The organism is Eggerthella sp. 1_3_56FAA, from assembly GCF_000185625.1.
In the GTDB taxonomy this organism is placed as follows: Bacteria; Actinomycetota; Coriobacteriia; order Coriobacteriales; family Eggerthellaceae; genus Eggerthella; species Eggerthella lenta.
This window is the reverse complement of the sequence record NZ_GL622580.1, coordinates 1,102,595-1,123,947: the sequence shown is the minus strand read 5'-3', so window position 1 is coordinate 1,123,947 and position 21,353 is coordinate 1,102,595. Positions and strand designations below refer to the sequence as shown.

26 protein-coding genes and 1 tRNA gene are annotated in these 21,353 nt (G+C 68.7%); 1 reads left to right on the top strand and 26 read right to left on the bottom strand.

All coding sequences use genetic code 11. From position 1 onward, the window contains the following. Positions 1–54: 54 nt before the first annotated feature. The 24 genes from HMPREF1023_RS10030 to cpaB (HMPREF1023_RS09915) form a co-directional block, all read right to left on the bottom strand. Positions 55–1,935 carry an InlB B-repeat-containing protein gene (locus tag HMPREF1023_RS10030; RefSeq protein ID WP_009608183.1) on the bottom strand — a complete coding sequence of 627 codons (1,881 nt, stop codon included), beginning with the start codon at positions 1,933–1,935 and terminating at the stop codon, positions 55–57. Continuing rightward, entirely contained in the window at positions 1,925–2,500 is a 576-nt protein-coding gene (locus tag HMPREF1023_RS10025; RefSeq protein WP_226844565.1) for a hypothetical protein, read from the bottom strand. Before HMPREF1023_RS10025 ends, HMPREF1023_RS10030 begins: the two co-directional genes overlap by 11 nt. A gap of 10 nt (positions 2,501–2,510) precedes the next feature. Further along, positions 2,511–3,452, bottom strand: a complete 942-nt coding sequence (locus HMPREF1023_RS10020; protein WP_009608092.1) for a type II secretion system F family protein — start codon at positions 3,450–3,452, stop codon at positions 2,511–2,513. Next, on the bottom strand, positions 3,449–4,297 hold the full coding sequence (locus HMPREF1023_RS10015; RefSeq protein WP_231566051.1) for a type II secretion system F family protein: 849 nt from the start codon (positions 4,295–4,297) through the stop codon (positions 3,449–3,451). The genes HMPREF1023_RS10020 and HMPREF1023_RS10015 overlap by 4 nt, the downstream gene beginning before the upstream one ends. A gap of 85 nt (positions 4,298–4,382) precedes the next feature. Further along, the gene (locus HMPREF1023_RS10010; RefSeq protein WP_009306166.1) at positions 4,383–5,702 is read right to left on the bottom strand and encodes a CpaF family protein; all 1,320 of its coding nucleotides are present in this window, start codon (positions 5,700–5,702) and stop codon (positions 4,383–4,385) included. Then, complete coding sequence (gene cpaB / locus HMPREF1023_RS10005) at positions 5,686–6,408, bottom strand: Flp pilus assembly protein CpaB (protein ID WP_226844560.1); 723 nt, start codon at positions 6,406–6,408, stop codon at positions 5,686–5,688. The genes HMPREF1023_RS10010 and cpaB (HMPREF1023_RS10005) overlap by 17 nt, the downstream gene beginning before the upstream one ends. A gap of 238 nt (positions 6,409–6,646) precedes the next feature. Continuing rightward, a complete protein-coding gene (locus tag HMPREF1023_RS10000) occupies positions 6,647–7,252 on the bottom strand; it encodes a hypothetical protein (protein WP_009306164.1) in 606 nt (201 codons plus the stop codon). Next, entirely contained in the window at positions 7,249–7,722 is a 474-nt protein-coding gene (locus HMPREF1023_RS09995; RefSeq protein WP_009306163.1) for a TadE/TadG family type IV pilus assembly protein, read from the bottom strand. The genes HMPREF1023_RS10000 and HMPREF1023_RS09995 overlap by 4 nt, the downstream gene beginning before the upstream one ends. Then, the gene (locus tag HMPREF1023_RS09990) at positions 7,722–8,195 is read right to left on the bottom strand and encodes a TadE/TadG family type IV pilus assembly protein (RefSeq protein ID WP_021410848.1); all 474 of its coding nucleotides are present in this window, start codon (positions 8,193–8,195) and stop codon (positions 7,722–7,724) included. Before HMPREF1023_RS09990 ends, HMPREF1023_RS09995 begins: the two co-directional genes overlap by 1 nt. A 28-nt stretch (positions 8,196–8,223) precedes the next feature. Continuing rightward, positions 8,224–8,457: a hypothetical protein gene (locus tag HMPREF1023_RS09985; RefSeq protein ID WP_009306161.1), complete on the bottom strand. Its 234-nt coding sequence runs from the start codon at positions 8,455–8,457 to the stop codon at positions 8,224–8,226. 21 nt (positions 8,458–8,478) lie between these two features. After that, positions 8,479–9,381 carry a prepilin peptidase gene (locus tag HMPREF1023_RS09980; protein WP_009306160.1) on the bottom strand — a complete coding sequence of 301 codons (903 nt, stop codon included), beginning with the start codon at positions 9,379–9,381 and terminating at the stop codon, positions 8,479–8,481. Further along, on the bottom strand, positions 9,378–9,785 hold the full coding sequence (locus HMPREF1023_RS09975; protein WP_009306159.1) for a hypothetical protein: 408 nt from the start codon (positions 9,783–9,785) through the stop codon (positions 9,378–9,380). The genes HMPREF1023_RS09980 and HMPREF1023_RS09975 overlap by 4 nt, the downstream gene beginning before the upstream one ends. Then, positions 9,782–10,156, bottom strand: a complete 375-nt coding sequence (locus tag HMPREF1023_RS09970; RefSeq protein WP_009306158.1) for a DUF192 domain-containing protein — start codon at positions 10,154–10,156, stop codon at positions 9,782–9,784. The genes HMPREF1023_RS09975 and HMPREF1023_RS09970 overlap by 4 nt, the downstream gene beginning before the upstream one ends. 4 nt (positions 10,157–10,160) lie before the next feature. Then, positions 10,161–10,502 (bottom strand): hypothetical protein, encoded by a 342-nt coding sequence (locus tag HMPREF1023_RS09965; RefSeq protein WP_227111498.1) that lies wholly within the window; start codon positions 10,500–10,502, stop codon positions 10,161–10,163. Positions 10,503–10,612: 110 nt separating this feature from the next. After that, entirely contained in the window at positions 10,613–11,050 is a 438-nt protein-coding gene (locus HMPREF1023_RS09960; protein ID WP_226844555.1) for a hypothetical protein, read from the bottom strand. Further along, a complete protein-coding gene (locus HMPREF1023_RS09955; protein WP_226844580.1) occupies positions 11,041–13,161 on the bottom strand; it encodes a pilus assembly protein TadG-related protein in 2,121 nt (706 codons plus the stop codon). Before HMPREF1023_RS09955 ends, HMPREF1023_RS09960 begins: the two co-directional genes overlap by 10 nt. After that, complete coding sequence (locus HMPREF1023_RS09950; protein WP_009306154.1) at positions 13,158–13,664, bottom strand: TadE/TadG family type IV pilus assembly protein; 507 nt, start codon at positions 13,662–13,664, stop codon at positions 13,158–13,160. Before HMPREF1023_RS09950 ends, HMPREF1023_RS09955 begins: the two co-directional genes overlap by 4 nt. 25 nt (positions 13,665–13,689) lie before the next feature. After that, on the bottom strand, positions 13,690–13,827 hold the full coding sequence (locus tag HMPREF1023_RS09945) for a hypothetical protein (protein WP_021410851.1): 138 nt from the start codon (positions 13,825–13,827) through the stop codon (positions 13,690–13,692). An 89-nt stretch (positions 13,828–13,916) separates the two neighbouring features. Then, the gene (locus HMPREF1023_RS09940) at positions 13,917–14,117 is read right to left on the bottom strand and encodes a Flp family type IVb pilin (protein WP_009306152.1); all 201 of its coding nucleotides are present in this window, start codon (positions 14,115–14,117) and stop codon (positions 13,917–13,919) included. 18 nt (positions 14,118–14,135) lie between these two features. Continuing rightward, a complete protein-coding gene (locus HMPREF1023_RS09935) occupies positions 14,136–15,074 on the bottom strand; it encodes a type II secretion system F family protein (protein ID WP_009306151.1) in 939 nt (312 codons plus the stop codon). Then, complete coding sequence (locus HMPREF1023_RS09930; RefSeq protein WP_009306150.1) at positions 15,074–16,042, bottom strand: type II secretion system F family protein; 969 nt, start codon at positions 16,040–16,042, stop codon at positions 15,074–15,076. Before HMPREF1023_RS09930 ends, HMPREF1023_RS09935 begins: the two co-directional genes overlap by 1 nt. Continuing rightward, positions 16,012–17,334: a CpaF family protein gene (locus HMPREF1023_RS09925; protein WP_009306149.1), complete on the bottom strand. Its 1,323-nt coding sequence runs from the start codon at positions 17,332–17,334 to the stop codon at positions 16,012–16,014. The genes HMPREF1023_RS09930 and HMPREF1023_RS09925 overlap by 31 nt, the downstream gene beginning before the upstream one ends. After that, positions 17,325–18,635 carry a P-loop NTPase gene (locus HMPREF1023_RS09920; protein WP_009306148.1) on the bottom strand — a complete coding sequence of 437 codons (1,311 nt, stop codon included), beginning with the start codon at positions 18,633–18,635 and terminating at the stop codon, positions 17,325–17,327. Before HMPREF1023_RS09920 ends, HMPREF1023_RS09925 begins: the two co-directional genes overlap by 10 nt. Further along, positions 18,632–19,279 carry a Flp pilus assembly protein CpaB gene (cpaB, locus tag HMPREF1023_RS09915; RefSeq protein ID WP_009306147.1) on the bottom strand — a complete coding sequence of 216 codons (648 nt, stop codon included), beginning with the start codon at positions 19,277–19,279 and terminating at the stop codon, positions 18,632–18,634. Before cpaB (HMPREF1023_RS09915) ends, HMPREF1023_RS09920 begins: the two co-directional genes overlap by 4 nt. A 287-nt stretch (positions 19,280–19,566) precedes the next feature. Between cpaB (HMPREF1023_RS09915) and HMPREF1023_RS09910 the strand changes: the two genes are divergently transcribed. After that, a tRNA-Val gene (locus tag HMPREF1023_RS09910) sits at positions 19,567–19,641 on the top strand. A gap of 144 nt (positions 19,642–19,785) precedes the next feature. On the opposite strand, the gene HMPREF1023_RS09905 is transcribed toward HMPREF1023_RS09910, so the two are convergent. Together HMPREF1023_RS09905 and HMPREF1023_RS09900 are read right to left on the bottom strand one after the other, a co-directional pair. After that, the gene (locus HMPREF1023_RS09905; RefSeq protein WP_009306146.1) at positions 19,786–20,445 is read right to left on the bottom strand and encodes a DNA-3-methyladenine glycosylase; all 660 of its coding nucleotides are present in this window, start codon (positions 20,443–20,445) and stop codon (positions 19,786–19,788) included. A 285-nt stretch (positions 20,446–20,730) separates the two neighbouring features. After that, positions 20,731–21,353 (bottom strand): cytochrome c3 family protein (locus HMPREF1023_RS09900; protein ID WP_232228709.1); only part of this gene is annotated, 623 nt, incomplete at its 5' end.

The window sequence follows — 21,353 nt, the reverse complement described above, 5'->3', positions numbered from 1 at the left end:
GATCTGCTCCTCTCGAACTATAACTCCAACGTTAGTATTACGCAAGCGTAAGGTTTAGGAAAGCGCGATGCCGTCGTACACGGGAACCGACCATTGCAGGTACGCAACAGTGTTGCCGGTGATGCGGGCCGATCGGGCGGGAGCGCCCTCGCCTGCGGCCGTCGGGTAGGCGCCCGCCTCGCACGTTGCCTCGCGCATGCGGTCGTGCTGCTGGAACCACACGCTGCTCCCCCGATCGAACGAAAGGCGATCGCCGTAGAACAGCTCGCGCGACGGAGGCGGCTCTATGCGGGCGAGCGGCTCGAGCCGCGCCTCGTCAGCGAAAAGCTCTCGGTCGGCGAACAACGCGACGGTGCGATCGGTCAGGGCGTACGAAACCGTCACGCGGTTGCGTCCGTACAGCGAGAGACCCGCCTCGGGCACGATCGAGCCTTCGGCGAAGGGCCGGGTGCACGCGGCGTCGAGGTACCAGCCGTCGAAACCCGCGCAATCGGCCTTCGTCGCCTGGGCCGTCGCCTGGCTGTTCGACCGATACGCGCATCCCGCCTCGACTGACTCCGAGAACACCGCCCCGTCGGCTCCGTCGGCGTAGTAGGCGATGCGCGCATACGGCTGCCATCGCGCATAGTAGGTCGTGCTCGACGCGACGGAAACCCGATCGCCCGTCTTGCCGATCAACGACCCGCCCGAAGGAGCGTCGTACCACCCCTTGAACGTGCAATCGGATTTCGTCCCCGGATCGGGAAGCTCGACGTAACCCTCGTCCCATTGCGCGTAGAGGTTCGTCGTTCCCGTCGTCGCGCGAAGGTTCTTGACGGAGGCCTTGTTCCCGTACGACGAGCCGGTTCCGTCGGCACGCTCGTTCCATGACTTCCAGCCCCAAGTGCAGTCCAGCCGCTTCACGCCTGCCGAGCCTCCCTGCGCGTCGCAGGTGAGCGTGTAGCTGCGTCGGAAACCGTTCGCCGTGAGAGAGCGCGCCGCGTCGTACACGTGCGACGACGACGCGGTGCTGCCGCCCGTCGCGCCGTTGCCGTTGTAGGACACGGTGTAGGATATCGGCTTCCACACTGCGTACAGCGGGATGATGTTCGACCCCGAAGGCGACGGCTGCCCAGCAGCCTCGTCGCGGAAGAACGCCGTCGGGCTGCTTCCCGCCCAATCGTGCGGGATGTTGCTGCACTGCAGAAGGTTCCAGTCTTCGTATCCAATCTTCTGGCCGGGTGCGATGTTCACCGCGCCGTTTTTCGTCGTCGACCACCCCTCGAACGTGTAACCCGTCCTTGTGGGCTTCTGCGACGAGATGTTCGCCGTGGTGCCGATGTACTTGTAGTGCGCAGCCGGCGCGCCGCTTCCGCCGTTCGCGTCGTACTGTATTTTGACGCGCGGCCAGAAATCAACGGACCCGTAGCAATTCAAGCCGTAGTCCGTATTCAGAAGGTATACATGGCAGTACATGAGCGCATCGAACCCGCCGTGCTTCGATATGACGGAGCCTCCCCATCCGTAACCGTAGGTGGCGATGCACCCGAACCCGTTGCCGTTGCCGCTGCCGTCGAGCTTGCCGCTTCCCATCACGGCGCCCGCTCGCGTCCAGCGACCGTTGTCGCCGGTGTACCAGACAAGGTCGTCCTGACCGTTCGCGGCGCTCCATACGGCGAACCGATACGCCTCGATGCGAGAATGGATGCCGCCGGGGGCGTTCCAACTGGGCATGTCGAAGCGCGGTCCGATGGGATCGGAGCCGATGAGCTCGAGGTAGTTCGCTGATGCGTCCGCTCTGATCCAAGCTCGATTGTAGATGGTCTTTGTATCCGTGGTCCTATACGAGTACGCGAACGCCTCGCCCGTCTCCAGGGCGGCGAGGCCGAAGCTGGCTCCCAAAAGCACGGCGGCGGCCAACAGCGTGCGCACCACGCGATGCACCTCACGCTTCATGGTCCGCCTCCCCGCTCTTCCGCTCCAAAGCGCGCTCGAACGCCGCGTTCGCATCGTCCTCGAAGACGAAGCTGCAATCGGCGACGGCGCGCAACTCGTCCTCGGACAGGTCGCGCGCGTCGATCGCCGCGTACGCGATCTCGAGATCGTCGGCTGCGGAAGAGCCCTCGCCGTAGTCGCGCGCGACCGCATCGCCTGCGGCGAGCACGGTGCCGTCGCGCAACATGAGCGACGGGAGCTGCGGGACGATCTCGTACGAACCCGCGCCGAGGTAGGCGGTCTGCACGCCCGACCCCTCGAACACGAGTTGCTCGTCGCAGGTCGCCCCGTCGATCTGCGTACCCGACACGAACACTCCCAGCCCGGTGTTCTCGGACGACCAGCCGTCGCATCGCAAGTTAACCTTCAGTTCGATCGCAGCTCCGTCGACGCCTACGGCATCGACGGAGCGCCCGCACGCCCTCCAGCCGAAGAACGCGACGGACGCCACCACGACCGCAACGACGGCCGCGATGCCGCAGACGACCCGCCTTTCAGGATCCATCCCTTTGTTCGCTCGTCTCACGAAAGCCCCCTCATCCCATCGAATCGTTCAAGAAGTTCAGCAGATTGACCACCGTCGGAACCACGACGAGCGCGACCGTGGGCGGCAGAAAGCACAGCGACAGCACGATATCGAGCTTCGTCGGCATCTTGCGGATGCGCTCCATCGCCTCCGCTTGCGCCGTCTCGCGCGCCAGCGCCGCTTGGACAGCTAGACCCTCCGTCAAGGACGACCCCTGGCTGACCGCCTGCATCAGCTGGGCGGTGAATGCGCTGACGTCCTGGCTGCGGCACCGCTGCCCCAGGTGCTCAAGCGCCTCCTCGCGCGAACGGCCCAGCAGGTTCACCTCCCTGTCGACGAGCGAGAATTCCCGTGCCAGGGGGCCGTCCATGCTTTCCGCGACCTCGCGGAAGCATTGCTCGATCGGAGAGCCTGCCGCGATGGCGATGCCGAGCAGCTCCATCGCGTCGGGCAACGCGAGTTCGATCGCCCTCCTTCGGTTGCGCTCCCTTCGCGATAGCGCCCAGGACGGAGCCATCCAGCCGCATGCCGCGCAGCAAGCTGCCGCGCCCGCGAACGCGGGCGGTTCGAAGCCCATGCCCGCGGCGGCGACCCCTGCAAGCCCCGCGCATCCCAACGCGGACACGACACGGATGCTCCTCCATGTTTCCGGTTCAAGCTCCACGCCCGCCCTGCTCAAACGATCGCGGCTCGATTCGACGTCGGCGCGCGTGAGCGGAACGCGTTTATCGAGAAACGCAGCGAACGCACCGAAAGCCTCGGTTGCACGACGGCGCCGCGACGCGCCGCCCGCACGGTGGCCATCCTTCGAGGCGCTCGCCGACGATGGCGCGACGACGTCGCGACGCGCGGGAGCCGCGTAGCGCACGAACGCTTCGTAAGCGGCGAGCCCGCCTATCGCCCCCAGAACGAGCATCGCGCAAACCGCCGCGCCCGCTCCGCCCGCGATCACCTTCGGCTCCGATCCATCGCCGTGATGCGCTGGCAGGCGAACAGCCCGAACGCCTCCGAGCACCCCGCGACACCCAGCACGATCCAACCAAGCGGCTGTTCCCGATAGAACTGCGAGAAGTCGGCATTCGTCGCGAACATGATGAAAAAGATCGCCGGCATGGCGAGCGCGACGAACCATTTCGCCAAGCGCGTGCCCGCAAGCTCGGTCTTCAGTTCGCGCGACGTGCGCAGCCGCGCTGCAGCATGCGCGGCGATCAGGTCGAGCACGGGCGCGACCGCACCGCCGAACCGCTGCTGAATCCTGACGGCTGCGGCGAGCGAGCGCACGTCGGGGCTGTCGGTTCGGCGCGCCATGCGCTCGAACGCCATCGCGAGCGTCGTCCCGTACGCCGTGTCGGCCAGCACGCGGGCGAGCTCTTCGCGAAGCGGGTCCTCGACGTGCGACGCGGCCGTGCGCAGCGCGCGCTCGAGCGTGAGCGAGCTGCGCACGCTGGCCGCGATCTGGGGAAGCGCGCGGGCGAGCTGCCGGTCGAGCAGCTCCCTGCGCCGTAAGCGCCGCACATGCAGCCGCACGCCCGCCGTCGCGAGGGCCGCAGCGCCGACGACCGCCCCGATCCCCGGATCTCCCGTCAACGCCGCGGCAAGCGAAAGCGAGACGAAGGCGATAGCCGCGACGCCCGCCGCCCAGTTCGCAGCCGGTGTCTCGACCCCCGCTTCATGCAGCGCGCGGGCGAGCCTCGGAAGCTTCGGCTTCTTCCGTTCCGTCGCGGCGGCTTCGCCCGCTTCGTAGAGACCGCGATCGCTCAGCACCCGACCGCGATACGCCGCGCGCTCCTGCCGCACGAGCGCGTACGCCCAAGCGCCTGCTGCAGCGCATGCCGCCACCAGCGCCCAAGGCAACACGAGTCCTATCATGCTTCAGCCCTCCTCATCGATCGAAAAACCAAGCGGGGTCGTACCATACGCCCGATGCGCGCATGCGCTCCTTGATGCGCTGGGGCTGCACGCCGCACGCGCGCCACTCGCCCGCGACGGCGCCGTACGCATCGACGCCCTCGACGTCGAAAACGAACAGCTCGGCACGCGGGATGACGAGGCTCCCTTCGGGAAGCGGATCGATCGCCACGATGCTGGTCACTCGGCGGGCCCCGTCTTGCATGCGTTCGACGTGCACGACGAGGCCGCCCTGCAACGACTCGGCAATCTGCTGGACGATGACGTCGCGGCTGAGGTCGCCGTCGGCGTAGCCCACCATCGTACGCAAACGGCTGATGGCGTTTCCCGGATCGTTGGCATGCACCGTCGTCATCGAGCCCGGATGATCGGTCTGCATCGCCTGCAGCATGTCGTACGCCTCCGCGCCGCGGCACTCGCCGACGATGATGCGATCGGGACGACGACGCAGCGACAACGCCACCAGCTCGCGCATGCTCACCGATCCCTCGCCCTCCGTGTTCGCCTCGCGCGTCTGCATCCGCTCCACATGCGGCGTTTGCAGGCGCAGCTCGGGCGTGTCCTCGATGGTGATCACCCGCTCGTCGGGAGGGATGAACCCAGAGAGAGCGCCCAAGAGGGTGGTCTTGCCCGATCCGGTGCCTCCCGATATCACAAGCGGGCAGCGCGCCTGCACCGCCGCGCGAAGGAACTGCGCCATCCCGTCGGTCAGCATACCCATGCGCACGAGATCCTCCATGCCCAGCATGCTCGACGAGAACGTGCGCACGTTGAGCGCCGGCCCGTCCGGCGCGATAGGCGGCACCACGTAGGTGGCGCGCGCCCGGCCTCCCGGCAGCATCGCGCAGCCCATGGCGTGCGCGTCGTCGCATCGCTTGCCCGACTGTTCGGCGATCTTGTTGATGATGCGACGCACGTGCTCCGCATCGTCGAACTCCACATCGGGACGGTACTCGATGCGCCCGGCACGCTCCACGTACACGATGGGGGCGCGAAAAGGCAGCGCCGGATCGTCCAGATCGATGCCGCCGCCGTTGACCATGATCTCGGTGACGGATTCGTCCTCCAGCAGTCGCTGGAGCGGCCCGTAGCGGAGAAAGTCGTCGATCATCGCACTCGCAAGCCCCTCGAACTCGTACGGGGGTAGCGAAATGCCCGACTCGCTCGCAATCTCCTCCACGAGCCGGCGGATGAGCGCCTCGACCGCGTCAGAGCCGACGGCATCGCCGCGCAACCGCACGGCCGCCTCGTCGCGCACGGCTCTCTTGAGCGCGCGCTCAGTCGTCCTGTCCATCGGCGCCCACCTCCTCGAACGCATCGTCGGCAGCCACGAGAACGAGGCTGACCCTCCCTGCGAACTGGGCTTCGCGCACCGCGTCAGCTTCCTCGGGCGACACTTCCACCGTGACGGAGGCGGAACCGCTCTGCACGCCGGTTGCATCGTCGCCCACCGCAACGACGCGGGCACGCTCGCACACCGTCTCGAGGAACGCCTCGCCCGCCGACGCGCCCTCCGCAGACACGATGCGCACCGTGTCGTAGGGCCGCACGTGGCCCGCGAGCCCGGTCTCCACGTCCACCGCGAGCGTCACCGCCTGCAAGCCCGCTCCCAGCTCGGCCGAGAGGCGATCGCCTCCCATCCCCGTCACGAACGACGAGGACAGCTGCGTTCCCGCCGGGATATCGACGATCGCACGCCCTCCCGCAGCGAGCCCCTCGGCATCGAGCGCCTCGCCGCCGAGCGCCGAAGCCGCCCGGTACGTCGCGGGAACGTCCTGCACGGTAACGGCCTCGGCCGTGATAGCGTCGCCCGCGCGGATGTCCGCGGCAGCCACCAGCGTGGGGAGCGCGCCGGCCGTGGCGTGCTCCACCGCCGCGCGCGACGCGGCGGCGGACCATACGCCGTACGAAACCGACACCGCCGTCAACGCTACCGAGGCGGCGACGATCGTCGCCAGCCGTTTGACCCGGACGGTATCCCCTTTCCGCGGCTTGGGCATCGCAGGCTTCGCGCGATCCGCCGCTGCAGCCGGCATCGACGCTGCAGCCGACGCGCCTCCCCGAGGCGTCCCGTATCCCGTTCGGCCTCCTCCGACGCTTCCAGCCGCCGGGCCTTCGTCCGTTTCACGCCGCGAAGCCCGCGCTGCGAAGCCTCCGCCCCACGCCGTCGCATCACCGCCGTTGCCGCCCATCACCATAATCGGTTCCTCTCTCTCGTTTCCGCCGGATCGAACCGGCCTATTTCCCGCTCTCGGCCAACGTCGCCCGCGCCGCTTCGGCAAGCTCCGCCGGAAAGGCGTCGAGCGAGTTCAGCGCCTCGTACGTCCATGAGTCCGCAGTCGCTCCCGCCGGGTAGTCGTATCGTCCGCAGCGCCTCGTTTCCGGCCGCCACACCTTTTCCCCGGCATAGGGCATCGCCGTCAGCACCCGGTACGACGCCACCGGCAGCCCTTCGATGCCGTACCCGCGCGCGAACACCGTGGGCGACTCCTCCTCGAACTGCATCCCGACGACCCAGTGGCGCTCCGTCGAAGAGGCTCTCGCCTCCGGCGTTTCGTAGAACCACACGGACGCCTTCCCCTCGAACCCCGCATCGCGCGCGGTGCGGACGACGCGGTCGGCCACCATGCGGCCCGGATCGTCCGCGTTTTTCGCCACGAGCGCGAACGATGCGTCCATGCAGGCTGCCCGCGCCGCATCGAGCGCGTTCTCTTGGCGCGCCTTCGCCGCGTAGGCGATGCCCTGATCGACGGAGAACGCCAACACGGCGAACAGCGCGAGAGCCGCCACAAGAACGAGCGGCAGCGCGGATCCGCGCTCGTCCCGACGATCACTTGCGTTCATAGCCCCTCCTGCCTGATCTCTATCGCACGCCCATCCACGAACGAGCAGCGCACGTGACGCTTCAGCACGCGGCCCGCCAGACCGGGCAGATCGGCGACGGCGGGCAGCAGATAGCTCACGTCGTACGATGCCTCGATCACCGTGGACTGCTCTTCGATGGCTCCTCCGTCGCGCACGGGCTGCTCCCGCTTCGTCCGCTCGCTCGTCCAGCTGACGTGCTCCACATGCAGGCGAGCGGGGTCGAGCTGGGTCGACGCGCCCAGGATGCCCTCTTCGATGAACCGCTCCTTGTTCGCCGCCAGCTCGAACCCCGCGGCATCGAGCTGGCGGCACGCGCGCGTGATCTCGGACGACAGCTGGCTGGCCGCAAGCGTCATGCCCGCAAGCTGCACGATCGAGAACACCACCGCCAACAGCAGCGGCAGCACGATCACGAACTGGACCACTTCGCTTCCCCGCTCGCCCCTCATCACCACGCGCCTCCTTCCACCGTTGCGTCGGCCGCGCCGCGAACCTGGGCGCGGAACGCGAACCGACCGGATCCCTCGCCTCCGCTCGACAGCCCCGCGCCGAGCGGCGTGAGGTACGCGCCCTCGAGCACGAGCGAGACCTCGACCGGCCGCGATCGGGCGAACGACGTTCGTTCGTCGTACGCATCCGTCCTCTCGTTGTAGAACCGATGCTCGTAAGGGCGATCCTCGAACTCGCCATAGCGAACCGAGACGTCCAGATGCAGATCGTCGCGGTCGAGCGCCGGCGCCGCAGCGAAAGCCGCCTCGCGCAGCTGTGATTCCGCGACATCGCCCGCAGGATGACCCGATGCCGCCTCGCATACCGCATGCGCTGCGTCGTCGAGCGCCATGGACAGGAACACAGAGCGCCCCAGATCGACCACTGCGAACAGGAACAGGAGCAGCAGGGGCAGCGCGATGACGAACGCCACGACGCTGCCGCCCCGTTCCGAGCGTCCTTTACGCCGCACCGGACGTGATCTTCGAGAACATGTCGGTCACCGAGGTTCCCGCTTTCGTGATGGCGGTTTGGATGTTGCCCTGCAGCAACAGCAGCGCAGCCCCCAAACCCACCGCGAACCCCAGCACGATGACCGTCTGCACGATCTCGGAACCGCCGTCCTCCTCGCCCACGACGAGCAACGCCCTGACCTTGTCCAATCTCGATGCCGTGTTTTTCTTGATCATGTTCATGCTCAACTCCTTTTCATCGATTCATCCCATACCGTGCAGGCACGCGCACGCGCCTCCGACCAGCCATGCCGCAAGAAACGGCGCCATCGGGATGCCGCTTCTCCACGAGAGCTTTCCCGCGGCGATGCCCGCCAGCGAGAACGCCGCCGCGCCGCCATAGCAAAGCGCCGCTCCCAGCGGCGTCGCGACGCCGCTGGCAAGCGAAAGCGCCGCCATGCACCGCACGTCGCCGTAGCCCACGGGCGTGCGCCCCGTCCTTCCGAACAGCCGGTTCAGCGCGAGGCAGCACAGCACCGCGAACACGGCGAAGGCGCAACCGGCCAGCACGCCCTCAAGCCCCGCGGTCGACGCCTGGAAGACGACGCCCGCCGCCGCGAGGGCCGCGCACGCCTCGAGCGGCACGATCCTCGCCTGCAGATCGCATATCACGGCCGCAGCCATGGCCGTCGCCGCTACCGCCAACGCCGCCGCGACCAGAGGCGAACCTGCGCACCACGCGACGGCGCAGCCGAACACCGTTCCGACGAGGGCGCCAAGGCAGCGATGCCATCGTTTCGCTCGAAACGAGCAGCGCGCTTCCTGATCGGCCTCGCTGCGCGAAGGCTCGGACGCGCCAGCCGCGCATCCCGCCTCGATCAGCGCCTGCAGCCGCTCGCGGGGAAGGCTCCCCGCCTGGGCGTCGCGCAGCGCCTGAGCCCGCCACAGGCCGAGCGACCCCTCGGCTCCCGCCGCGCGCGGCGAAGGCTCCCGGAGAGGATGCGCCTGCTTGAACGCCCGATAGGCGTCGAGCGAATCCCACCACCACGAGCGAGCGCGGCGATAGGCGCGTCCCAGGAGCACGGAAGCCGACCATGGCACGAAGAACGCGCCGATCAGCCCGCCCGCGCATCCGGCCGCGAGGACGAGCGCGATCGGGGCCGTCACGAGCGGCCTGCCGCGCTCGCCGACGCGTGGTTCTCCGACGGCGCATCGCGCGCATGGGTGCCGCGCGGAACCCGCCGCCCGCCGTCGCCAGCCCCTCCCGCCTCGTCGCTCGGCTGGAACCGCACGACCACTCCGCCTTCCCGACCGTCCGCTTCCATCACGGGCGCATATCCCGGCAACTCGAACCGAACGGTCCACCCCGCCCCGTCGCGCGGCGGCGCTTTCGGCTCAGCGGGAGCCGCCTTGGGACGAAGCGTCGGACAGTGCCCCGTTCCAGGCGACGACGGCATCGTCGGCATCGCGACGTTCGGACGAACGGGCTCCTCCTCGTAGCGATGCAGGCAGCCGAAGCACACCTCGGCGTCGTCGAACGCGCGAGCCCCGCAAGTCGGACACGTTTTCATTTCCGATCTCCTTTCATGCAAACCACTCCCACGCGATCGCCCGCCGTGAACCACGGGGTCGCGCAGGACGAGAACCTCTCCACAACCGCCTCTGCGCTTTTGTTGCGCAGCCTCCGGCACGGCCCCACGTCGCGATGGGCTTCGAGCACCAGCCCCTGCGCGTCGACGAACGCGATGTCGAGGCGATGGCGCATGCCCGCCGTGTGCACGTCGTTGCACGGCGCGAGCAGCAGCGCCCCGGCATGCTCGGGCGAGAACAGCAGCCCCTTCGCCTTGCGGCGAAAGCGTGCGGCTATCAGCAACGGCCGCCCAACGCGCGCGTCCCCTTCGGGACCAGACGCACCGAGCGACGGATCTTTCGGTTCCACCATGACGTCACGCTCCTTCCTCCATCGTGTAGCGCACGACGACGCTGGTCGATCCGCCTGCGTCCACGCAGGCGACGAACATCCATCGATACCGGCCGTCATCCTTCACGAACGACTCGCTTCCTTCGTTTCCGCTGCGCACCCCGCTCCATCCTTTGGCGAGCAACTCCCCCTCGATCGCAGCGAGCGCGTCCGCAACGTCGTCCGAGCGGGTGAAGCCCAGCACGCCGCTGCGCTCGTCGACCCGCACGTCCTGTCGTCCTTCGAGCCGCAACGCTTCGTCCTCGAAGCCCGCAGGAGGACCGGCGCCGCTCGATTCGGCCGTCGTCCGCATCGCTTCGTGTAGCACGCTCGGCCGATCTGCTTGCGCGAACGCGAGCGCCAGCGCGCACCCCGCAACGAGCGCAGCCACGACCGCCCAAGCGCGCCTGCGGCGACGGGCGCCTACCGTCGACCCGCTCACAGCAGCACCCCCGGCTTGTAGCAGTCGACCGCGATGCTGACCGCATGCGTCAGCGGCGGCAGGGGGATCCCGAACACCGTCGAGCGCAACCCCAGGCCGAACAGCGTGGGCATGTACTCCAAGGTGCCCGTGAAGCGCGTATGGCCCCCCGAAACCCCCTCCGCCGACACGCGCACCGCCTCGTTCTCCGCATCGAACGCGGCAGACAGCGCCGTCTGCACCAGGGCGCTGCTCTGCTCGATACCCTGGCCCGCGGCAGGCGACGTCGCATGCACGCGCACCGCGTCGCGGAAGACGTTGTCGAACGCGGCGCATTCCGAGAAGAACGCGAGCGCGTTCACCGCGATGACCGCGACGATGATCAGCACCGGAAACGCCGCCGCAAGCTCGACCGTCATCTGGCCCCGTTCGTCGCGCATCCGCATCACTCCCATACCCGCACCCCCGTCACCTGCGCGTACACGCCGCGCAATCCGTCAGCCGCCCTTTGCACCAGGTCGGCAGCAGCGTCCTTCGCCGCCTGCGGCAACGCGACCTTCACCGGGAACGACGGGCCGCCGTCCCACAGCTCGATCTCGGCTATCTCGATGGTGCCGTCGAACCCCTGGATGCCTTCGACAGCCTCGGCTTCCACCGTTCCCACGATCGAGGCGAACACGTCGTTCGACCCGAGCGGATGCTCGATCGCCTGCTCCTTGAGCGAGAGCAGCCGCGCGCCGAACGCCCCCTCGTCGCGCTCGGCGACATGCGCCGAATTCACCAACACCGGCTTGAGCGCGTCGAGTTCGGCCGGAGCGAGCCCCGCGGCCCGCACGGCCTCGCGCAGGGCACCTGCCGCCCACGCGCCCAACCCGCTGGCCCCCGCGAGAGGCAGCCCGTCCAACGCGGACGAGACGGAATCGTCGAGCGCCTCTTGGCCCTGCGCGTACGCGTCCAGCAAGCCGGACCAGCAGTCGAGCACCGTTCCCAGCGCGCCCACGGCCGCCCCTCCCTGGCCCTTCACGCCGTCCAGCAGCGACGACACCACGGTGGCGCCCTCGTCGGACGAGTCGGCGACGAGCGTGGCGGCCGAAACCGCCGCCCGCGCGCCGAGCGCGCCCCCTCCCCGCACGAACGAGCTGCCGAAACCGCTCGATGCGGCGACGCTTGCCGTGTTAGCGACCAGCGCGACCACGCCGTAGCGTCCCGGCGGCTGCGCCGAGAGGCGCTTGCCCGCCACCTTGGCGAGCGCGTCCTTCACCTCGTCGAACAAGCCGCCCGCACGCCGTTTCACCTCGTCTGCCAGCGGATCCAGCTCCGCGCGGGCCTCCTCGTACTCGCCGGCCGCCTTCGCCACGGCTTCGTAGTGGTACTCGAAGCCGTTGTCGATGGACGACGAGGCGGCCGCCACCTTGCCCATGCTGGCCGCCGAGAAGCCGCATTCCGCGCACTCGGCGAACGGCTCCGCCTCCGTCTGGGCGATCGACACGAGGCTTCCCGACCCGGCCGCAGCGGGGCATCCGGCCCATGCATGAGCCGTGGCGCGCCCTTCCTCGTCCACCGTGCAGGGGTACGCGGCCTCGGTGTACAGCGCCGTCGACCTCATCTCCTCCGTGTTCTTCGGAAGGCGCGGAAACCACGCGTCGAAGGAATCGGCGCCTTCATGGACGTATCCGCGCCCCACCTCGTCGGCGGCGAAGGCGTAGAACCGCTTGCGCAGCGCCGAGCGCGCCTGCTCTTCCACCGAGCCGTCCGCCGGAGCCTCCACGGCGAGCCGCCGCGGATAGTAGGCTTGCGCGCGCTTGAGCGCCACGGAGAACGACCAGGCGTCCACGCTTCTGAACAGCGGGTTCTCCGATCCGCTCATGCCTGCCAATGCAGAGGCGCGCTCGTACATGCAATAGGACGGATCGAGGCCGCAGTCGTGCTCGAATGCACGGCGCTTCGCTTCGTTGGCCCGCTCGGCGGCGCGCTCGGCCTCATCGGCCGCCTGCCGCACCTCGTCGGCCTCGTCGCCCACCGCCTCTGCCACGTCTTCGAGCTCGGCCGCGCCGTCCACCGCGATCTTCTTCCCCGAGGCGGGCACGAGAAGCGCGAGCGCCACGTAGCTCGACGAAGCCCCGTTGTTCGCCGACGCCACCGACGCCGCGTTCGCCGCGGCGAGGAACGGCAGCAGCCGTTGCAGGCGGTCGAGCCCGTCGGCCGCCTTCTCGGCGAACCGGTCGCGCGCATAGGCCACGTCGCGCCCCGCTTTCAGCAGGGTCTCGGATGCGGAGGCGGTGGCCGGCGTGCACAGCGCGGCCACGCCCAGCCCCGTCGCCACGAGGCTCGTCAGCGAAAGCGACAGCACCGCCGCATCGCACACCCGCACGACGATCATGAACTCGCCCACCTCGTTCTGCGCGGCCAGAGCCGCCGCATCGGCCACGTTCTGCACCTCCGACGAGGCCGAGCCCACCCGGTACGCCTGCCCCGCCGAGAACACGAGCGCAAGCGTCACCAGCAGCGACAGCACCACGCCCACCGTCGTCATGCCCTCTTCGTCGTGGAACGCATCGAACATCATGACGCCCACGCCCCGATCCATCCCGCCGGGTCGCCGCCCGCATCGGACGAGCGCGCCCACGACGGCTGCGTCGGCTGCTCCGCCGTCACCCGCACTTCGAGGTTGCCGTTGCCGTTCACGATGCCGAGCAAAGCGCCGCCTGCATCCAGCAGCGGCAGCGGACGAGCCTCGTTCGCGATGGTGACGCGCACGACGTCGGAGCGCTCGTCGCCTTCGAACCGGATATCCCAGCTGCACGCGCCTTCGTGCACGTGGAAGCAGGAGACGGGAGGGATCGCTCCCAGGCGGTGGCGGACGAACGCCTCGCAACTCTCGGCCATGTCGCCCGCCGCAGCGGTTTTGGTCGCCAGCAGGCGGCATCCCTCCGACGCGGCCGCCTGCATCACCAGCCGATCGTACAAAAGGATGCCCGGCTGCATCAGCAGCAGGAGCCCGACGAACAGCACCGGCAGCAGAAACGCCGCCTCCACCGTGGCCTGGCCCGATTCGCACGTCCGTCGCATGCCCGCTCCCTCCTTTCCGAACCCGTCAGTACAAAAACACATCGGCGACCGATCCCGGCATCGTCATCTGGATATGGTGCGAAGCCGACATCAGCGCATGATCGACGAACATGCCGGCCTCCAAGCTGCGCCACAGGGCGCCCAGTGCGACGACTGCTGCCAAGAACGCGGCCGTAACCAGCGCGAACTCGACCGTTCCCTGACCGCGTTCGTCAAACGCGTCCGCACGGATCGCAGCGCCGGCACGGCGTCCTACAGCCCGTTGATGCCCTCGGCGATGGCATCCCACAGCTCTTGCAGCTTCGGACGGAACACGGTGATCGCGATGATGGCGATCACCACCAGAACCCCGACGAGGATGGCGTACTCCGTCGTGCCCTGCCCATCCTCTCGAGCAAGCACCCGCCGAACCCGGCACGTCGCCTTCGCCATCCATCTCCAGTACGTCTCCATGTGCGAACCTCCTCATTCCTACATTCCTTCCATCAGTTCGAGCAGCACCGGCCCCAGCACGAGCAGCAGCATGGCCGGCAGGATGAGCGTGCCCGTGGGCACCATCATCTTCACCGGAGCCTTCGCCACCCGCTCCTCAACCTGCGCCCGATGCACCGCGCGCGCCTCCGCCGCAGCCGATTCGAGCCCCTCGGCCAGCGACGAGCCGAAGCGCAGCGAGCGCACCATGCTCTCCACGACGCGCGCGAACAGCGGCGAGTCGTACGAGGCCGCCAGGTCGCGCAACGCGTCTTCGCGATTCGTCAAGCCCAGCGACCAGGCATGCTGGGCGCCGACGCACGCACGCGCCAAGTCCGAATCGAAGTGAGACCCGTACAGCGCGAACCCGCGGTCGAACGAAAGCCCGCTGCGAAGACCGAGCGCCACCACCTCGAGCATCTCCGAGAGGTCGCTTTCCAAGCCGTCGGCGCGCTCGCGCTGCGCCCGCTTGACGGCTCGCGGCATCGCCGCCGCGCCGCCCGCAACCCCTGCGACGGCGCCGAGTACGGCAAGCTCCGTGGAGAGCACCGAGCCGACGAGCGCACCCGCCAGCCCTCCGGCGCATGCGAGCCTCATCGAGGCCTCGCAGAACCCTTCCGGGGACACGGCCTGCTCCAAGCCCGCCCGCTTCGCCCGCGCGCAGAACCACGCTCGCGCCCGCGAAAGCCGCAGCCGACGGGAAAGCGCCTCGGTCGCTCCGAGGGCGATCCGCTGGCTGAGCGCCGTCGCGTACCGCACGAGCCGAGAGCCCGAGTCGAAACCCTCCCGCGCGTCGCGCACGTCGGCGGCTTTGCGCAGCCGCTCGCGTCGCGCCGTCGCGTCGCGCCTCCGAAGAAGCGTTGAACCCGCCAGCCCTCCGGCGATCCCGGCGGCGGCCACGGCCGCAGCCATCAGGAAAGGCGCCTGCACGGCCTCCATCAGCCCACCTCCACGGCCAGCATGCGGCGCACCGCCACGATGCCGGCGGCCTGCATGCCCAGCGCGATCGCCAGCAGCGCCATGCCCATCGGACTGGCGAAGAACGGATCCAGAAAGCCTTCGCTCACCAGCGAGAACACCGCTATCAGCACGAAGGGCAGGACGCTCACCACGCGCGCCGACAGCTTCGCCTGCGCCGTTTGCACGCGCAGCGCGCGTCGCAGCTCGATCTCGCTCTGAACCGTGTCTCGAGCCGCGTCCAGCACCTGCTTCATGCTGCCGCCCGCCTGATGCTGCACGTCCAGCGCCACCGCGACGAACGCCAGCTCGGCCACCGACGAGCCCCTGCGCAGCACCTCCAAGGCGCGCCCGGCGCCCTCCCCTGTTTCCAGCTGGTGGGCCGCGCGGGCGAACAGCGTGCCCAGCGGGCCTTGCACCTCGCTTGCCACCTGCTGGAACGTTTGCAGCAGCGACAAGCCTGCCTGGAAGCACACGGCCATGGAGCGCAGGGCGTCGGGGATGCCCTCGCGCAGGGCGTCGCGGCGCTTGTCCTGCACCGTGCGCAGCCACACGACCGCGCAAGCGCACGCGCACACGGCTACGGTGATGCCGCACACGACCGAGCCTGCCGCTGCGCCCGCGCACATCCCCGCCCCGACCATCGCCGCAATCCATACCGACAAGAGCGATTCCTCGGTCGTCATCAACCCGCGCGCATCGACCACGCCGACAGCCTCGCGCATGAGCGCCGCGAGCGCGCGATTGCCCAGCAGGGCACGCGTCGCCGGCCGCGTCCAGCCGACCCCGTTGCGCAGCAGCCAGGCGACGCGCGACGATCCGACGTCCCCCTCGCCAACCAGGGAGGCCGTCCGGCGCCGAGCGCGACCCGCCACCGACGCGCTTGCCGCCGCTCCGCATCCGAACGCGGCGAGCACGCCTACGCCGCCAAGCACGACGTGCGCTTCCATCGCTCCACCTCCTCTCTCTCGGCAACGCCGATGTCCGCCACCTCGTCGATCCAAGCCGGAAGGGCCACCCAGCGTCCCACACGCTCAGCCAGCCCCCGCATGAACAGCGGGCGCACCCTGCAGCAGCGCTTTCCTCCGTCGTACACGAGCTCGGCCACGTCCGACACGAACCGCGACCCGTCCAGCGCGCGAGCCGTCTGCACCACCACCTCGAAGGCGCTTGCCACGTTCGACTCGATGACGTCAACCGGCAGGTCCACCGCGTAGCGCACCATCGTCGCAAGGCGCGACACCACGTCGGCGGGCGAGTTCGCGTGTAGCGTGGTCAGCGACCCGTCGTGGCCGGTGTTCATGGCCTGCAGCATGTCCAGCGCCTCGGCGCCGCGGCATTCGCCCACCACGATGCGGTCGGGGCGCATGCGCAGCGCGTTGATCACGAGGTCGCGGATGGTCACCTCGCCCGTGCCCTCCGCGTTGCGGGGACGCGCCTCCAGGCGCACGACGTGCGGATGCTCCAAGAACCTCAGCTCGGCCGAATCCTCGATGGTGATGATGCGCTCCGAGGGCGGCAGCTCGCACGACAGCGCGTTGAGCAGCGTGGTCTTGCCGCTTCCCGTGCCGCCCGACACCGCGATGCTCTTTCGAGCGCGCACCGCCCACACCAGAAACGTCCGCATCGCCTCGTCGAACGACCCCGTGGCCACCATGTCGTCCAACGTCATGACCCGCTTCGCGAACTTGCGCACGGTCATCACCGGCCCGTCCAGCGCAAGCGGCGGGATGATCACGTGCACGCGGTGCCCTTCGGGAAGCCGCGCGTTCACCATGGGCGAAGCCTCGTCGATGCGGCGCCCCAACGGCCCCAGCACGCGATCGATGAGCGCGCGCAGCTGGCCTTCGTCGGCGAACCGCTGCTCGCTGCGATGCAGCCGGCCGTCGCGCTCGAAGAACACGTCGGAAGGGCCGTTCACCATGATCTCGGTGACCGAATCGTCGGCCAGCAGCGATTCGAGCGGCCCGAACCCGAACACCATGTCGATGAGCCCGTCGGTCAGCCGCTGCTGCTCGCGCTGGGAGACGCCCGCCCAGGAAGCGTCCTCGAACGCCTGGCGGCACGCGCTTTTCAACTCGTTGCGGGCGCGGCTGGGCTGTTCGGCCATGATGGCGGCGATATCGTCCGTGGACACGAACCGCTGGATGTGCTCCTTGAGCCGTTCCAGCGCGTTGTCGTCCGCACTCGCGGCGAGCGTCGGCACGTCGTCGATGTCGCGCACGCGGCTCATCAGAGACATGGGGCCTCCTTCCGGCGACGGCGCGGCTTCTTGCCGACGGGCAAGCGGAAACCGGGTCCCCGAGAGGCGCCTTCCTCGGGCGGGGCTGCCGCGCGCCTATCGCCCGGCAGCACGCCCGACAGCACGCGCTCGAGGCTCGCGCACAAATCGTTCCTCGACGCCAGCAGATCGAACGGAAGCCCCGCGCCCAGCAGCTCCTCCACCTCGCCGCCGCCGTCCTTGAGCTCGAACACGTGAGCCCCGCGCAGCGAGCATGACACGTCGATGGACGTGAACAGGGCGTTCTTGGAGCATCGGTTGACGGCGTACAGGAAAGGGCCGGTCGCGATGCCGCACCGCGCACACAGGTCGAGCGCATGCTGGCAGGCGCGCAGCGACGACGGCCGCTGATCGATCAGGAACAGCGCCTTCGAGCTGCGCTCCAGTAGCAGGGCATGCTGCTCGGCCCAGGCGGCTCCCGTGTTCGCCACCACGACGTCGAACCGGGCCGTCAGCTGGTCGAGCAGCTGGGGCGCCCGCTCCACCACCGCTTCGCTGTCTTCGAGATGGCGCGGCGCGGCCAGCAGCGCCGGCATCCGACCGTCCGACCGCAGCTGATCGAGGCGCGACGGCACCGCCAGCACGTCATCGACGGCCAACGGGTTCTGCACGCCCATGAGCGCCGGGGCGTCGCCGAACTGCAGGTCGAAATCCAGCAGCAAGGTGTTGTAGCCCATCCTCTGCGCGATGAGCGCCGACAGCACGGACACCGTGCTCTTGCCCGCGCCGCCGCTTCCGCTGACCACTGGGAAAAGGAACCCGGCCCGCGCGCCCGGGCGGCGCTCGTCGCACCGCGCCGGCTGGGGCGCGGTCGCCGGAGCAACCGAGACGGGCATCGCCGCCGGCATCGGCGCTTGCCGCGGGGCTGCGGGCGCCGCCATGGGCCACGGGCAGGCGAAGGCCTGCTTGCGACGCGCGTAGCGCTCGGCCAAGGCTTGGCGCGTGAGCGAGGCGTCAATGCCCGTGGCGCTCATGCGGCTCTTCAGCGAACCCGTGTCTTCGAACGACAGCATGCACACACAACGGTCGCTGCGGTCGCGCTTGAGCGTGGCCGCCAGGTTGATGGGAGCGACGTCGTCGCTCGACGCCACCCACACCTCGTCAACCAGGCGATCCGTGCGCAGGAACCTGCGCGCCTCCTCTGCCGAGGAGAAAATGCGCAGCCAATCCTGTGCAGCCAGGTTCTCTCCCGCCAACCCTATAGACTCCGGATGCTGCAAACTCGTCGTATCGGCGCACAGCGCCACCAAAGATCCGCTCATCGCTCTCCCTCGCTTCCCGGCAACGTGAAGTACAGCTCCGTCTTCTGCGCCGCCGCGACGATCTCCTGCACCGACTCGGGCGCGACGGCCACAGTGATCCACGACACCTTCGCGTCGGTTGTCGACTCCTGCGCGCTTGCGCTGGTCGCCAACACCAGCACGCCGCTCGCCAGCACATCGGTCGACGTGCCGCCGGTGGCGTAAACGTCCACCCGCGAGCCGGCCGCCACGGCGCCGCCCACCGCTTGCACGTCCTTCGCCGGCACGCTGAGCGCCGTCAGGCCCTCGGGCACGTCCAGGCGGCTGCCCGCATCGCGGAAGCGGCGCTCCGACAGCACCTCGCCCGCAAGGATCGTCGACGACGCCTTCTTGCCCACCACGTCGCCGGACGATCGGAATGCTTCCGCGGGCAGCAAGTCGGCCACCCACAACCGCGTCTCCACCGCGCTCGCGTCCACCGACTCCCCCGCTGCGATGTCGCGCTTAGCCACGCACACTTCCAGCTGCTCGCCCCCGTAGCGCGCCAGAGCTTCCGCGCGCGCCGCGTCGGCCTCTCCCCGCACGCCCTGGGCGTAGGCGAACACGCATGCCGCGCATGCCAGCCCGCAGGCAATGCCGATGATGGTTGTTCTGCTCCGTTTCATTTCGTCCTCTCCGCCGTTTTCCCTCCTTTCAGTATGACCAGCTCATCTCACGTTTTCATGGCACAGTTCACCATGAAAAGCCGCCTGGACCTTACCCGTTTGCGACGTCGCTCCAACGCCGATTACACATTTCGCACCTCCGTTTCCAACGCGAATTCCATGCGCCGCACCGCAAAATCCCACGCCGCTCCAACGTGCGGCAGATTAGATGCGGCTTTCCTGGGGATTCGTTGCGCGAACGCGCCTTCTATGCGAGAATAGGTGCTCGCCGCAAGGCGACGAAAACCGGGCGATTGGCGCAGCGGGAGCGCAGGTCCCTTACAAGGACAAGGTCGGGGGTTCAAATCCCTCATCGCCCACCACGGGATACGAAGAGACCCGTCGGATGATCCGACGGGTCTCTTTTTCATTGCTGACAACGACTGCGGAAAGCAAAACTCGGACGAACCAATGTTTCACGTGAAACATCCGAGGCGGGACGCGCGCACGCGCATTCGGCGCCCTACCTACTTCTTCCCACCCTTCGGGGCCCAGTCCTTCATGCCGGGTATGGCGCCGCCGGCCACCTCCCATAGATAGAGGCTGGCCACCGAGCCGTAAGGCGTGTAGCGGCGGCGGTACTTCGCGAACAGCTCGGGCGTGATGCGCCGGTGGTGGTGCACCATGCGCAAGCCGCGATGGATGGCCAGATCGCCCCAGCTCAGAATATTGGGTCGCTGCATCGAGAACGTCATGAGCATCTCGGCCGTCCACACGCCGATACCCGGCAGCGCCGACAGCGTGCGGCACACCTCGTCATCGGATAGCTCGGCCAGCCCCTCGAGGTCCACCTCGCCGGACAGCACGCGCGCGGCTGCCCCCTTGATGTAGCCCACCTTGCGAAACGAGATGCCCACCTGCTGCAGCTCGTCGTCGGAGCACGCCGCCATCGCCTCGGGCGTCACCTCCCCGAACCGATCCAGCATGCGGTTCCAAATGGTGGTCTGCGCCTTCGTCGATATCTGCTGGCCCACGATGCAGTTCGCGAGCACAGCGAACAAGTCGGGGTGCACCTCGCGCTCGATGCGTCCGATAACCGCCATCGCCTCGCCCAGCCTCGGATCGCGCGCCGCAAGGTACGCGACCTCCGCTTCGCCGTATTCGAAGTAGCGCGGTTCCCGCTCCATGCCGTCCCCTTCCGTCGTTCGACCCAGTATAGCGAAGACGCAGAGGCCTCACAGAGAACGTTGTCGCCCGTAAAAACGCGGAATCGCGCTCGAAAACGAGGCTTTCGGGCGACAACGCCAACGAATGTCAGGAGCTGACGCTGTCAGGTGCCCGACATAAGGCCAGGTCGCGAAGATCCCAACGCGAAAGACCCGGCCGAGGGAGGGGCCGGGTCTTCGATGACCCCGAAACGGAAAGGGAGGGAGGGGATTCCGTCTCGGGCGGGTATGCTTGTTCGTTGCTTCTTAGCGCTCGCGGAGCTCGTGGCAGGTGCCGCATTCGAAGGTTCCGCGGTGGTGGCACTGGGCGCAGTACTTCATCGCGTCCTTGGCCTGGTCCTTCGAGTGGTTGTTGTGGCAGTCGGTGCACGTGGCGGGGTTCTCCTCGTGCTTCTCGTTCGAGGGGACGTCGTGGGGGTTCACCGTGGTGCCCTTGTCGTCGGTGAGCGCCGTGGAGTCCGCGGTCTTGGCGGCCATCTCCTCCATCGTGCCGTGGCACGAGATGCAGGTCTCGGGGTCCACCGTGACCACGGTCGCCTTGGTGGCGGCCTTGTCGCCGAACTTCACGTCGGCGTGCTCGGTCGAGAGCGCGGCCTCGTCGGTGTGGCACTGGACGCAGGTCACGCCCTCGGCCTCGTGGGCCGAGGCCTGCGGGCAGGACGCGTCGGTCGCCGACGCGGCCTCGACGGTGTGGCACATCGAGCAGTCGGAGTCCATCGTCCAGTTCACCGGCTGGCCGTCCATGGCCGAAGAGCCGCCGTTCCCGTCCTTCTGCTCGGACGCCGCCGGAGCCGAGGGCTCCGCCTTCGGCGCGCAGCCCGCGAGCGTCCACATCGCGGCCGTGAGCGCGAGGACGACGCCGAGGACGG